Here is a 12880-nt window from a genome sequence, read left to right on the forward strand (position 1 = left end):
TTACGCATTTTGATTTTGAATATCATAATCACGTCTTACGACAAACTTCGTTGTAATAGGAAGCTTTTGAGCAGCTAAGCGCAATGCTTCTTTCGCGATTTCGTAAGATACTCCTTCAGCTTCAATAATGATTCTACCTGGAGTTACAGGAGCCACAAATCCCTCTGGAGCACCTTTACCTTTACCCATACGTACATCGGCAGGTTTTCTAGTGATCGGTTTATCCGGGAATATACGGATCCAGATCTGTCCTTGACGTTGCATATATCTTGTTACTGCAATACGAGCAGCTTCGATCTGACGGCCTGTAATCCACTTAGTCTCCAAAGCCTTTATGCCAAAAGAACCAAAGGCCAGCTGGTTGCCTCTCTGGGCATTACCTTTCTGACGGCCTTTTTGTTGTCTTCTGAATTTTGTCTTTTTCGGTTGTAACATAGTTTCCTAAAATTCAAATTCGTTTAGCGATTATTTTTCTTTCTTTTGAAGTTCTTTCCGCCGTTGTTTCCACTATTGTTTCCACGACCACTTTCTTTGCTTTGTGTAAAGTTCGGAGCCAATTCTTTCTTACCAAACACTTCACCTCTACAAATCCAAACTTTGATACCAAGAAGACCTACTTTAGTCAATGCTTCTGCATGACAGTAGTCGATATCAGCTCTGAAAGTGTGCAACGGAGTTCTTCCTTCTTTATACATTTCAGAACGAGCCATTTCAGCTCCATTCAAACGTCCTGAAATCTGAATTTTGATACCTTCAGCACCCATACGCATTGTGTTTGCGATAGCCATCTTGATGGCACGGCGATAGGCAATTTTACCTTCAACCTGGCGAGCGATGTTGTTAGCAACAATCACAGCATCCAGTTCCGGTCTCTTCACTTCAAAGATATTGATTTGAATATCTTTGTCGGTAACCTTCTTCAACTCCTCTTTTAACTTATCAACTTCTTGGCCACCTTTACCGATAATAATACCCGGGCGAGCAGTGCAAACAGTAATAGTAACGAGCTTCAGCGTACGTTCAATTACGATTCTTGATACACTTGCTTTTGCAAGTCTTGCATTAAGATATTTACGGATTTTGCTATCTTCCAGCAAAGAATCACCGTAATCATTTCCACCATACCAGTTAGAATCCCATCCTCTGATAATTCCTAAACGGTTGCTTATTGGATTAACTTTTTGTCCCATCTACCTTAATTTTGATCTTCGTTATTACTTTTAGCACCAACGAACAATGTTACGTGATTTGAACGTTTGCGAATTCTATAACCTCTACCCTGTGGTGCCGGTCTCATTCTTTTGAGTGTAGCTCCACCATCAACAAAAATCTGTGTTACGAACAATTCGCCACTTTCTGCTTTACGTTCGTTTTTCTGTTCCCAGTTAGCAATTGCAGAGCGAAGCAATTTTTCCACTCTTGCAGCAGCTTCTTTTGAAGAAAATTTCAAAACACCAAGTGCTCTGTTCACTTCCATACCACGGATCATGTCTGCAACCAGACGCATCTTACGTGGAGAAGTAGGAACATTTTGCAATTTTGCAAAATACATGGTCTTAAGGGCTTCTTTTCTTTTTTCAGCCGATATTTTTTTTCTTGCTCCCATTATTATTTATTACTTTATTATTTCAAATAAATCCTGTTATCTTTTCTTGTTACCAGCGTGTCCTCTGAATGTACGAGTTGGAGCAAATTCGCCCAACTTGTGTCCTACCATATTCTCGGTAACATAAACAGGAATAAATTTATTTCCATTGTGAACTGCAACTGTATGGCCTACAAAATCAGGCGAAATCATTGAAGCTCTGGCCCAAGTCTTTACTACGACTTTCTTACCTGATTCATTCATGGCAAGAATTCTCTTTTCAAGCTTAACGTTAATATATGGACCTTTTTTTAATGAACGACTCATAGTTTACTCAATTAATCAGATTACTTTTTTCTTCTCTCAATAATGTACTTAGACGATTGTTTCTTAGGAGCTCTAGTCTTAAGTCCCTTAGCATACAATCCCTTACGTGATCTTGGGTGACCTCCGGAAGCACGTCCTTCACCACCACCCATCGGGTGATCAACCGGGTTCATTACAACACCACGGTTACGAGGACGACGTCCTTGCCAACGAGAACGTCCTGCTTTACCTGAACTTTCCAATCCATGATCAGAGTTACCTACACTACCGATAGTAGCTTTACAAGTGCTAAGAATCTGTCTAACCTCACCTGAAGGCAACTTAATTACACAATACTTACCCTCACGAGAAGTCAACTGAGCAAAGTTACCAGCTGAACGAACCAGAGCAGCACCCTGTCCCGGACGTAATTCGATATTGTGAATCACAGTACCCACCGGAATGTTTTGAAGAGGAAGAGCATTACCAATCTCTGGCGCTGCTGTTTCACCTGACATCAGAGTCGCACCAACTTGCAATCCATTGGGAGCAATAATATATCTTTTTTCTCCATCAGCATAAAATAACAGAGCGATACGAGCCGAACGATTCGGGTCGTATTCGATTGTTTTAACTACTGCTGGAACACCGTCCTTATTTCTCTTGAAATCAACAATTCTAATCACCTTTCTATGACCGCCACCAATGTAGCGCATAGTCATCTTACCTTCGCTGTTACGACCACCAGATGATTTCTTACCATATACAAGAGACTTTTCTGGTACTGATGCAGTAATTTCTTCGAAAGTACCAATAATTTTATGTCTTTGCCCCGGTGTTGTGGGCTTAAATTTACGTACTGCCATTTTTATTAAATATTGCTATAAAAATCAATAGTATCTCCTTCTTTCAATGTCACGATTGCTTTTTTGAAAGCATTCGTACGACCATTGATGATACCTGCTTTGGTATAACGGCTCTTATTCTTGCCAGCATACTTCACAGTATTCACATCAACTACAGTAACATTATAAAGAGCTTCAATTTCCTTCTTAATTTCCAGTTTGTTAGCTTCAGGACGTACAACAAAGCCGAAACGATTCAGCTTATCTGTGATTGCAGTCATTTTCTCTGTTACCAACGGTTTAATAATAATTCCCATTATTTAAGCCTCCTTTTTAAATTAAGATATTGTCAATAGCCTTCAGAGAGTTTTCTGTAAGCACAACAACCCCAGCATTCAATACTCTGTAAGTATTTAATCCTGAGATAGTCTGTACATTAGCACCCTCAATGTTACGAGCTGACAAATATACGTTTTTATTTGCTTCCGGTAAAATTACAAGTAGCTTTTTATCGGAAACTTTAAGATTTTTTGTCATTGCAACGAAATCTTTTGTCTTAGGAGCTTCAAATGTGAAATCCTCAACGACAATGATTGCATCGTTTTGAGCTTTATAAGACAAAGCTGACTTACGAGCCAATGTCTTAACTTTTTTATTCAATTTGAAGAAGTAGTCTCTTGGTTTCGGACCGAAAACACGAGCACCACCTACAAGAACAGGCGAGTTCATATCACCACGACGTGCTCCACCGCCACCTTTCTGACGACCGATCTTACGAGTTGAACCACTGATTTCACTTCTTTCTTTTGACTTATGAGTACCCTGACGCTGATTAGCCATAAATTGTTTTACGTCCAAATAAATAGCGTGGTCGTTGGGCTCAATTCCGAAGATAGATTCGTTTAACGTAACCTTTCTCCCAGTGTCTTCACCTTTAATGTTATATACGTTAACTTCCATTATTTCTCAATTAATACGATTGAACCTTTGCAACCCGGGATAGAACCTTTAACCAAAAGAAGGTTATGATCCGCGATTACTTTTAATACCTGCAAGTTTTGTACAGTGACTCTGTCACCACCAAGTTGTCCACCCATGCGCATTCCTTTGAATACTTTTGCAGGGTAAGAACAAGCACCGATAGAACCCGGTTTACGAGCGCGATTATGCTGACCGTGAGTAGCTTGACCCACACCACCAAAACCATGTCTTTTTACTACACCCTGAAAACCCTTACCCTTAGAAGTACCAACAACGTCAACAAAGCTAGCGTCGTTAAACATTTCTACAGTAATGGTATCACCCAAATTCAACTCTGTTTCAAATTCTTTGAACTCAGCCAAGTGTCTCTTCGGTGTTACTCCTGCTCTTTTAAAATGTCCCATCAACGGTTTAGTTGTATGTTTTTCCTTTTTGTCCTGGAAACCCAACTGAACAGCTGCATAGCCATCTTTTTCTACAGTTTTAACTTGAGTAACAACACAAGGACCTGCTTCGATAACAGTGCATGGTACATTTTTACCATCGGCACTGAAAACGGATGTCATTCCGATTTTTTTTCCTAATAATCCTGGCATTTCACTAATTTTTAATTATCAAACTTTAATTTCTACTTCCACACCACTTGGCAATTCCAACTTCATCAAAGCATCTACTGTCTTAGCTGTTGAGCTATAGATGTCGATTAATCTCTTATAAGAAGAGAGTTCAAATTGCTCACGAGACTTCTTGTTTACGAAAGTCGAACGGTTCACAGTAAAGATACGTTTGTGCGTAGGCAGAGGTATTGGACCGCTAACGATAGCACCTGTAGCTTTTACAGTTCTTACAATTTTCTCAGCTGACTTGTCAACCAAGTTGTGGTCGTAAGATTTCAATTTAATTCTAATTTTCTGACTCATTATTTTTTTAAATTAATACATTTATAATAAGATAAAGCGGCAGGCTAAGAGTCATTCGCTAGCCTGCTGCTTTAGATATTTTAGAGTAAATCAGCGCGTCCTTTTACTTCTTCCAATACAGCCTTAGCAATAGAAGAAGAAAGCTGAGCGTGATGAGAGTAGGTCATTGACGAGGTTGCACGACCAGAAGTAATAGTACGTAAAGCTGTTACGTAACCAAACATTTCCGCCAGTGGAACCATCGCTTTCACGATACGAGCGCCAGAGCGGCTAGATTCCATACCTTCAACCTGTCCACGACGTTTGTTCAAGTCACCGATAACATCACCCATGTTTTCTTCCGGAGTTACAACTTCCAGTTTCATGATAGGTTCCATCAAAACAGGACCTGCCTTAGCACATGCATTTTTATAAGCCTGCATTGCACAGATTTCAAATGACAACTGATCAGAGTCAACCGGGTGGAATGAACCATCAACCAAAGTCACTTTCAATGAATCCAATGGGTAGCCTGCCAAAACACCACTCTTCATAGCATTTGTAAAGCCTTTCTGAACTGCTGGGATAAATTCCTTAGGAATATTACCACCCTTCACTTCATCAACAAACTGCAAACCACCTAAAGTGAAATCCGCATCAGCCGGACCAATGTTCACAATGATATCAGCAAACTTACCACGTCCACCAGACTGCTTCTTGTACACTTCACGCAAGTTAACTGTCTTCGTGATAGCTTCCTTATAGTTAACCTGAGGCTTACCTTGATTACATTCTACCTTAAATTCACGTTTCAAACGGTCAATGATAATATCCAAGTGAAGCTCACCCATACCAGAAATAACTGTCTGACCTGTCTGTTCGTCTGTTTTCACAGTAAATGTTGGGTCTTCTTCAGCCAATTTAGCCAAACCGTTAGACAGTTTATCCATATCCTTCTGAGTCTTAGGCTCTACAGCGATACCAATAACCGGTTCCGGAAAGTCCATAGACTCAAGTACTATCGGAGCTGTTTCATCACACAAAGTATCCCCAGTACGAATATCTTTAAAGCCTACACCTGCACCAATATCACCAGCACCGATTACTTCAACCGGGTTCTGTTTGTTGGAGTGCATCTGGAACAGACGAGAAACGCGTTCTTTCTTACCAGAACGAGAGTTGTAGATATAAGAACCTGCTTCAATTTTACCAGAATAAACACGGAAGAAAGTCAAACGACCTACATATGGGTCAGTTGCGATCTTAAACGCCAAAGCAGATGTTTTTTCATCATCACTTGGTTTACGATCCTCTTCAGCTCCCGTATTAGGATTTGTACCTATTACGTTCTCTGTATCAAGTGGAGAAGGCAAGAAAGCACAAACATAATCAAGCAATGTCTGAACACCTTTGTTCTTAAAAGAAGATCCGCAAAGCATAGGAACTACAGCCATCTGAACTGTTGCATTACGAAGAGCTCTCAATACTTCTTCTTCAGTAATAGTAGAAGGATCATCGAAATATTTCTCCATCAAAGCATCATCAAATTCTGCTACTTTTTCAAGCATCTTATCTCTCCACTCGTTAGCTTCATCGATAAGTTCTGCAGGGATTTCCTCAATACTGTAGTCAGCCCCCATTGTTTCATCATGCCAATAGATAGCTTTCATTTTGATAAGGTCAACAAGACCTTTGAAAGATTCTTCAGCACCGATAGGAACAACAATCGGACACGGATTAGCTCCAAGAACATCCTTCATCTGACGAACTACTTCAAAGAAGTCAGCACCAGAACGATCCATCTTATTAACATAAGCAATACGAGGAACGTTATATTTATCAGCCTGACGCCATACAGTTTCTGATTGAGGCTCAACACCACCCACAGCACAGTAAGCAGCTACAGCCCCATCAAGGATACGCAATGAACGTTCTACCTCTGCGGTAAAGTCAACGTGTCCCGGAGTGTCAATCAAGTTAATTTTATAAGTATCACCAGCATATTTCCACCTTGTTGTTGTAGCAGCGGATGTAATAGTGATACCACGTTCTTGCTCCTGTTCCATCCAGTCCATAGTAGCAGCACCATCATGAACTTCACCAATTTTGTGAGTCAATCCAGTGTAGAACAGGATACGTTCAGAAGTAGTTGTTTTTCCGGCATCAATGTGAGCCATGATACCGATATTACGAGTTAAATGTAAATCATGTTTAGCCATCTTCTAATTCCTTTACTTTAAGTTTATATTAGGTTTCTTACAGTATTAGAATCTAAAATGAGCAAATGCACGGTTAGCTTCTGCCATTCTGTGCATATCTTCTTTACGCTTGTATGCACCGCCTTGTTCATTGAAGGCATCCATAATTTCAGCAGCCAACTTGTCAGCCATTGATTTACCACCTCTTTTGCGAGCAAACAGAATCAAATTCTTCATAGAGATTGATTCTTTACGATCCGGACGGATTTCAGTAGGAACTTGGAAAGTAGCACCACCTACACGGCGAGACTTTACTTCCACTTGCGGAGTTACATTATCCAAAGCCTTTTTCCAGATTTCGAGAGCTGATTTTTCTTCGTTAGGAAGTTTTGCTTTCACTGTTTCCAAAGCGGCATAAAAGATTTCATAAGATGTATTTTTCTTTCCATCATACATCAAGTGGTTCACGAACTTGGAAACCTTTTGGTCATTAAACACAGGATCCGGAAGAATCAGGCGTTTTTTTGGTTTTGCTTTTCTCATTTGTTTGAAAAATAATGTTTTTGTTCTTGGTTGTCTACTTCTTGACTTCTTCAACTCTCCCTCCGGAGAATTTACTCAACCTTTAGCATTTCCAACAAACTAAAACGTAAGTTATTACTTTAATTTTAATTAGGTCTTAATCCTTATTTTTTCTTACCCTTAGCAGGAGCAGCTGCTTGTCCTGGTTTCGGACGCTTAGCACCATACTTAGAACGTCTTTGAGTACGACCAGCAACACCTGCTGTATCAAGCGTACCACGTACAATGTGATAACGCACACCCGGAAGGTCTTTTACACGACCACCACGTACCAAAACGATTGAGTGTTCCTGCAAGTTGTGTCCTTCTCCCGGAATGTATGAGTTCACCTCTTTTTGGTTAGTCAAACGTACACGAGCTACTTTACGCATTGCAGAGTTCGGCTTCTTCGGAGTAGTAGTGTATACTCTCACGCAAACGCCACGTCTTTGAGGACATGAATCCAAGGCTGGAGATTTACTTTTCTCCACCAGCACTTCGCGTCCTTTTCTTACTAATTGCTGAATTGTAGGCATTTTAATTGTTTTTTGATTTATATTATTGTTATATTAATTTCGTAACTATACATTTTGGGCTGCAAAAATACGAATAATATTTGAATATTCAATGCGCTACAACTTTTTTTTCTTTTTTAATGTTTTTATATCATCCTCACGCTTCGCCTTTTACACCCGTCAAAGGAGAAATAGGGGGTTCATCCGAAGTACGAATCGGACCGAATACGCGCTCATACTTTGCTATATTATCTTCTAATGCCCGCAGCAGACGTTTTGCGTGCTCCGGAGCCACAATAATACGAGATTGCACACCAGCCTTCGGTATGCCCGGCATTACGCGCACGAAGTCAAGGATGAATTCAGAACTCGAATGAGTAATAATAGCAAGATTAGCATAAGTTCCCTGTGCAACCTCTTCTCTCAATTCAATCTGTAATTGTCCGTTGTTATTTTGTTCTTCCATATTTAATATGATTAAAAAGTTATCCTGCAAAATAACACATTTTTCCTGAAACTAATGGTAATACACGCGAGTAAAAAAGAAATAAAAAAAAGGAGCAATTGCCCAATCAGGCAACTGCTCCTTTTCATATAGTCAATTGAATTGTATTTATTCTACTTCATTGTAGTCAAGTACTGTTTTCTTGTTAGCCAAGATACGGTCATACTCTTCTTTTGATCCAACGATGAGCTTTTCGAACTCGCGCTGTCCGGTACCAGCAGGAATCAAGTGACCACAGATCACATTTTCCTTCATACCTTCAAGCTTATCGATCTTACCGTTGATAGCAGCTTCATTCAAGACTTTCGTTGTTTCCTGGAAGGAAGCAGCCGACATAAAGCTTGATGTTTGCAAAGCAGCACGCGTGATACCTTGAAGAATCTGAGTAGAGGTAGCAGCAACAGCGTCACGAACCTCAACCGGTTTCAAGTCACGACGTTTCAACATACTATTCTCATCACGCAACTTGCGGGCAGTTACAATCTGTCCAGCTTGCATATTTTGAGAATCACCAGCATCTACTACGACTTTCTTACCCCAGATACGATCATTTTCTTCCATGAATTCCAGTTTGTCTACGACTTGCTGTTCGAGGAAGCGAGTATCTCCCGGTTCATCAATTTGTACTTTACGCATCATCTGACGAACGATAATCTCAAAGTGCTTATCATTGATCTTCACACCCTGCAAGCGGTATACATCCTGAACTTCATTCACGATATATTCCTGTACAGCTGTAGGACCCTTGATTGCCAAGATATCTGCCGGAGTAGTAGCACCGTCAGACAACGGAGTACCAGCACGTACATAGTCATTTTCCTGTACCAGAATCTGCTTAGACAGTGCAACCAGATACTTCTTAACCTCACCCGTCTTGGAAGTTACGATGATTTCACGGTTACCACGTTTGATCTTACCCATTGTCACCTCACCGTCGATTTCAGAAACGACAGCCGGATTTGACGGGTTACGAGCTTCAAACAATTCAGTAACACGAGGAAGACCACCCGTGATATCACCCGCCTTACCTACGGCACGCGGAATCTTCACGATTACTTCACCGGCTTTTACCTTCTGACCGTTCTCGATGATAACGTGACCACCTACCGGTAAGTTATAAGTACGGATCAAATCACCGTCCTCTGTTAAGATATGAGCGGTAGGAACTTTGGTTTTATCCTTGGATTCAATAATAATAATTTCACGAAGCCCTGTTGCTTCATCCGATTCAACCTTATAAGTAACGTTTTCAATCACGCCCTCAAATTCGATCTTACCGGTTGCTTCTGTGATAATAACAGCATTGAACGGGTCCCACTTAGCAATCAGTTTGCCTTTTTCTACCAAGTCGCCGTCGCTTACATACAGTGTTGAACCATAAGGTACGTTATGAGTAGAAAGAACGATACCGGTATTCACATCCACAAAACGTACTTCGGCCAAACGACCTACTACTACTTTTGCAGATTCACCCATCTCGTCAACGATATCTACTGTACGCAACTCTTCAAATTCAAGACGTGCATTATTTTTAGCAACGATACTGGCGTTAGCTGCAATATTTGCAGCAGTACCACCGGCGTGGAATGTACGCAATGTCAACTGTGTACCCGGCTCACCAATAGACTGAGCAGCGATTACACCGACAGCTTCACCCTTCTGAACCATGCGGCTCGTTGCCAGGTTACGTCCGTAACATTTAGCACAAACACCCTTCTTAGCTTCACAAGTCAATACCGAACGGATTTCAACACTCTCGATCGGAGACTCCTGAATCTTCTTGGCTACTTCTTCTGTGATTTCTTCACCACCGGCAACAAGCAATTCACCTGTGGTAGGATGAATAATATCATGTACAGAAACACGGCCTAAGATACGTTCGTACAGAGTAGCAATAACCTCATCGTTATTCTTAAGGTCCGTACAAACCAATCCGCGGAGTGTACCGCAGTCTTCTTCTGTAATAATCACATCGTGTGATACGTCCACCAGACGACGAGTCAAATAACCAGCATCGGCAGTCTTCAAAGCGGTATCCGCCAAACCTTTACGAGCACCGTGGGTAGAGATAAAGTACTCCAACACCGAAAGTCCTTCTTTAAAGTTCGACAAAATCGGGTTCTCGATGATCTGACCACCTTCAGCACCTGCTTTCTGCGGTTTTGCCATCAAACCACGCATACCTGACAACTGACGAATCTGCTCTTTAGAACCACGGGCACCAGAGTCAAGCATCATATATACAGAATTGAAACCCTGATCGTCCGAAGAAATAGTCTTCATCAGGATATTAGACAACTCGGAGTTCACATGTGTCCAAATATCAATTACCTGATTGTAACGTTCGTTATTGGTAATGAAACCCATGTTATAGTTGTTTACGACTTGTTCAACTTCGTCGTAACCTTTCTGTACCAAAGTTTCTTTTTCCTTCGGAATGATAATATCACCCAAGTTGAATGACAAACCACCCTTGAACGCCATCTGATAACCTAAATTCTTGATTCCATCCAGGAAGTCGGCAGCCTTAGCCACACCACATACCTTAATTACATCACTAATAATATCACGAAGAGATTTCTTAGAGATAATTGTATTGATATAACCAGCTTCAGGTGGAACGATTTCATTCACAATCACACGTCCTACTGAAGTTTCGCGCATTACGTCTACAATGTTACCATTTTCATCAACGTCTTTCACGATAACCTTCACCGGAGCATGAATATCTACCTTACCTTCATTGTAAGCGATCAACGCTTCTTCCGGTCCGTAGAATGTCAAACCTTCACCTTTTGCACCGGCACGCAACTTAGTAATATAGTACAAACCAAGAACCATATCCTGTGCAGGCACAGTAATAGGCGCACCGTTTGCCGGATTCAAGATATTATGTGATTGAAGCATCAACATTTGTGCTTCAAGAATTGCTTCATTACTCAAAGGCAAGTGAACAGCCATCTGGTCACCGTCAAAGTCGGCGTTGAATGCCGTACATGCCAACGGGTGCAACTGGATAGCTTTACCTTCGATCATTTTAGGCTGGAAAGCCTGAATACCCAAACGGTGCAAGGTCGGAGCACGGTTCAACAGTACCGGGTGTCCCTTCATTACATGTTCCAAGATATCCCAAATCACCGGCTCTTTGCGGTCTACGATTTTCTTTGCAGACTTAACAGTCTTAACGATACCACGTTCGATGAGCTTGCGAATAATAAACGGCTTGTATAATTCGGCAGCCATCAATTTAGGAATACCGCATTCACCCATCTTTAATTCCGGACCAACGACGATTACGGAACGAGCAGAGTAGTCAACACGTTTACCCAACAAGTTCTGACGGAAACGTCCCTGTTTACCTTTCAAACTGTCAGACAATGACTTCAACGGACGGTTGGCGTCTGTCTTCACAGCACTTGACTTACGTGAGTTATCAAACAAAGAATCGACAGATTCCTGAAGCATACGTTTTTCATTACGCAAGATTACTTCCGGAGCCTTGATTTCAATCAGTCGTTTCAAACGGTTGTTACGGATAATCACACGACGATAAAGGTCGTTCAAGTCAGATGTAGCAAAACGGCCACCATCCAGCGGAACCAACGGACGAAGTTCGGGCGGAATAACCGGTACGATACGTACGATCATCCATTCCGGTTTGTTACGTCCACGTGATGCGCGGAACGATTCTACTACCTGAAGACGTTTCAAAGCTTCATTCTTACGTTGCTGAGACGCATCGTTTCCGGCGCGGTGACGCAGTTCGTAAGACAAAGCATCCAGATCCAAACGAGCCAGCAAATCATAAATAGCTTCGGCTCCCATCTTTGCAACAAATTTATTCGGATCATTATCTTCAAGATACTGATTGTCTTTCGGAAGCGTATCCAGAATATCCAGATATTCTTCTTCAGAAAGCAAATCATATTCAGCTACGCCATCTTCAGCTTTCACACCCGGCTGAATAACAACATAACGTTCGTAGTATATAATCGAATCCAGTTTCTTTGTCGGCAATCCGAGCAAATAACCGATTTTATTAGGAAGCGAACGGAAATACCAGATGTGAGCCACCGGCACAACCAGCTGGATATGTCCCATACGTTCACGGCGCACTTTCTTTTCAGTAACTTCCACACCACAACGGTCGCAGACGATACCTTTATAACGGATACGCTTGTATTTACCGCAATGACATTCATAATCCTTAATAGGACCAAAAATGCGCTCGCAGAACAAACCGTCACGTTCGGGTTTGTACGTACGGTAATTAATGGTTTCAGGCTTCAAAACTTCACCACTCGAATTCTCAAGGATTTCTTCCGGAGAAGCCAGACCAATTGAGATCTTCGAGAAATTACTTTTCGTCTTATTTTCTTTTCTAAAAGCCATACTCTATATAATTGAGATTTGATAATTGAATCATTGGAAATTGAAAAAAGTGCGGATGCCAACAGACCTTCATCGATACATTGACATCTCACA

General features: G+C 41.3%; 14 protein-coding genes. All 14 read right to left on the minus strand.

Annotation, left to right across the window (positions count from 1 at the left end; genetic code table 11):
- Positions 1–435, minus strand: a complete 435-nt coding sequence (gene rplP, locus KTR06_RS13075) for a 50S ribosomal protein L16 (RefSeq protein WP_004291234.1) — start codon at positions 433–435, stop codon at positions 1–3.
- A 23-nt stretch (positions 436–458) separates the two neighbouring features.
- Positions 459–1190 carry a 30S ribosomal protein S3 gene (gene rpsC / locus KTR06_RS13080; protein WP_004296343.1) on the minus strand — a complete coding sequence of 244 codons (732 nt, stop codon included), beginning with the start codon at positions 1188–1190 and terminating at the stop codon, positions 459–461.
- A 5-nt stretch (positions 1191–1195) separates the two neighbouring features.
- Positions 1196–1606 carry a 50S ribosomal protein L22 gene (rplV, locus tag KTR06_RS13085; protein WP_004296344.1) on the minus strand — a complete coding sequence of 137 codons (411 nt, stop codon included), beginning with the start codon at positions 1604–1606 and terminating at the stop codon, positions 1196–1198.
- 36 nt (positions 1607–1642) lie between these two features.
- On the minus strand, positions 1643–1912 hold the full coding sequence (rpsS, locus tag KTR06_RS13090; RefSeq protein ID WP_004296345.1) for a 30S ribosomal protein S19: 270 nt from the start codon (positions 1910–1912) through the stop codon (positions 1643–1645).
- Positions 1913–1932: 20 nt separating this feature from the next.
- Positions 1933–2757 carry a 50S ribosomal protein L2 gene (rplB, locus tag KTR06_RS13095; protein ID WP_004296346.1) on the minus strand — a complete coding sequence of 275 codons (825 nt, stop codon included), beginning with the start codon at positions 2755–2757 and terminating at the stop codon, positions 1933–1935.
- A gap of 5 nt (positions 2758–2762) precedes the next feature.
- On the minus strand, positions 2763–3053 hold the full coding sequence (gene rplW, locus KTR06_RS13100) for a 50S ribosomal protein L23 (RefSeq protein ID WP_004296347.1): 291 nt from the start codon (positions 3051–3053) through the stop codon (positions 2763–2765).
- Positions 3054–3069: 16 nt separating this feature from the next.
- A complete protein-coding gene (rplD, locus tag KTR06_RS13105; RefSeq protein ID WP_008023043.1) occupies positions 3070–3696 on the minus strand; it encodes a 50S ribosomal protein L4 in 627 nt (208 codons plus the stop codon).
- A complete protein-coding gene (rplC, locus tag KTR06_RS13110) occupies positions 3696–4313 on the minus strand; it encodes a 50S ribosomal protein L3 (protein ID WP_004313455.1) in 618 nt (205 codons plus the stop codon). Before rplC ends, rplD begins: the two co-directional genes overlap by 1 nt.
- A gap of 18 nt (positions 4314–4331) precedes the next feature.
- Positions 4332–4637, minus strand: a complete 306-nt coding sequence (rpsJ, locus tag KTR06_RS13115) for a 30S ribosomal protein S10 (RefSeq protein ID WP_002558075.1) — start codon at positions 4635–4637, stop codon at positions 4332–4334.
- 80 nt (positions 4638–4717) lie between these two features.
- On the minus strand, positions 4718–6835 hold the full coding sequence (gene fusA, locus KTR06_RS13120) for an elongation factor G (RefSeq protein WP_004310890.1): 2118 nt from the start codon (positions 6833–6835) through the stop codon (positions 4718–4720).
- A gap of 45 nt (positions 6836–6880) precedes the next feature.
- Positions 6881–7357 carry a 30S ribosomal protein S7 gene (rpsG, locus tag KTR06_RS13125; RefSeq protein ID WP_004296352.1) on the minus strand — a complete coding sequence of 159 codons (477 nt, stop codon included), beginning with the start codon at positions 7355–7357 and terminating at the stop codon, positions 6881–6883.
- A 143-nt stretch (positions 7358–7500) separates the two neighbouring features.
- Positions 7501–7911, minus strand: a complete 411-nt coding sequence (gene rpsL, locus KTR06_RS13130; RefSeq protein ID WP_002558078.1) for a 30S ribosomal protein S12 — start codon at positions 7909–7911, stop codon at positions 7501–7503.
- Positions 7912–8047: 136 nt separating this feature from the next.
- Positions 8048–8356, minus strand: a complete 309-nt coding sequence (locus tag KTR06_RS13135; RefSeq protein WP_004296354.1) for a DUF3467 domain-containing protein — start codon at positions 8354–8356, stop codon at positions 8048–8050.
- Positions 8357–8503: 147 nt separating this feature from the next.
- The gene (gene rpoC / locus KTR06_RS13140) at positions 8504–12787 is read right to left on the minus strand and encodes a DNA-directed RNA polymerase subunit beta' (protein ID WP_004310891.1); all 4284 of its coding nucleotides are present in this window, start codon (positions 12785–12787) and stop codon (positions 8504–8506) included.
- Positions 12788–12880 lie beyond the last annotated feature (93 nt).

The organism is Bacteroides sp. MSK.20.12 (genome assembly GCF_019052435.1).
Taxonomy (GTDB): Bacteria; Bacteroidota; Bacteroidia; order Bacteroidales; family Bacteroidaceae; genus Bacteroides; species Bacteroides xylanisolvens.

Bases quoted from the DNA above. Each gene is read 5' to 3' on its own strand.
- rplP (WP_004291234.1), bottom strand. From the start codon at position 435: ATGTTACAACCGAAAAAGACAAAATTCAGAAGACAACAAAAAGGCCGT.
- rplV (WP_004296344.1), bottom strand. From the start codon at position 1,606: ATGGGAGCAAGAAAAAAAATATCGGCTGAAAAAAGAAAAGAAGCCCTT.
- KTR06_RS13135 (WP_004296354.1), bottom strand. From the start codon at position 8,356: ATGGAAGAACAAAATAACAACGGACAATTACAGATTGAATTGAGAGAA.
- rpsC (WP_004296343.1), bottom strand. From the start codon at position 1,190: ATGGGACAAAAAGTTAATCCAATAAGCAACCGTTTAGGAATTATCAGA.
- rpsL (WP_002558078.1), bottom strand. From the start codon at position 7,911: ATGCCTACAATTCAGCAATTAGTAAGAAAAGGACGCGAAGTGCTGGTG.
- rplD (WP_008023043.1), bottom strand. From the start codon at position 3,696: ATGGAAGTTAACGTATATAACATTAAAGGTGAAGACACTGGGAGAAAG.
- rpsG (WP_004296352.1), bottom strand. From the start codon at position 7,357: ATGAGAAAAGCAAAACCAAAAAAACGCCTGATTCTTCCGGATCCTGTG.
- rpsS (WP_004296345.1), bottom strand. From the start codon at position 1,912: ATGAGTCGTTCATTAAAAAAAGGTCCATATATTAACGTTAAGCTTGAA.
- rpsJ (WP_002558075.1), bottom strand. From the start codon at position 4,637: ATGAGTCAGAAAATTAGAATTAAATTGAAATCTTACGACCACAACTTG.
- fusA (WP_004310890.1), bottom strand. From the start codon at position 6,835: ATGGCTAAACATGATTTACATTTAACTCGTAATATCGGTATCATGGCT.
- rplC (WP_004313455.1), bottom strand. From the start codon at position 4,313: ATGCCAGGATTATTAGGAAAAAAAATCGGAATGACATCCGTTTTCAGT.
- rplB (WP_004296346.1), bottom strand. From the start codon at position 2,757: ATGGCAGTACGTAAATTTAAGCCCACAACACCGGGGCAAAGACATAAA.
- rplW (WP_004296347.1), bottom strand. From the start codon at position 3,053: ATGGGAATTATTATTAAACCGTTGGTAACAGAGAAAATGACTGCAATC.
- rpoC (WP_004310891.1), bottom strand. From the start codon at position 12,787: ATGGCTTTTAGAAAAGAAAATAAGACGAAAAGTAATTTCTCGAAGATC.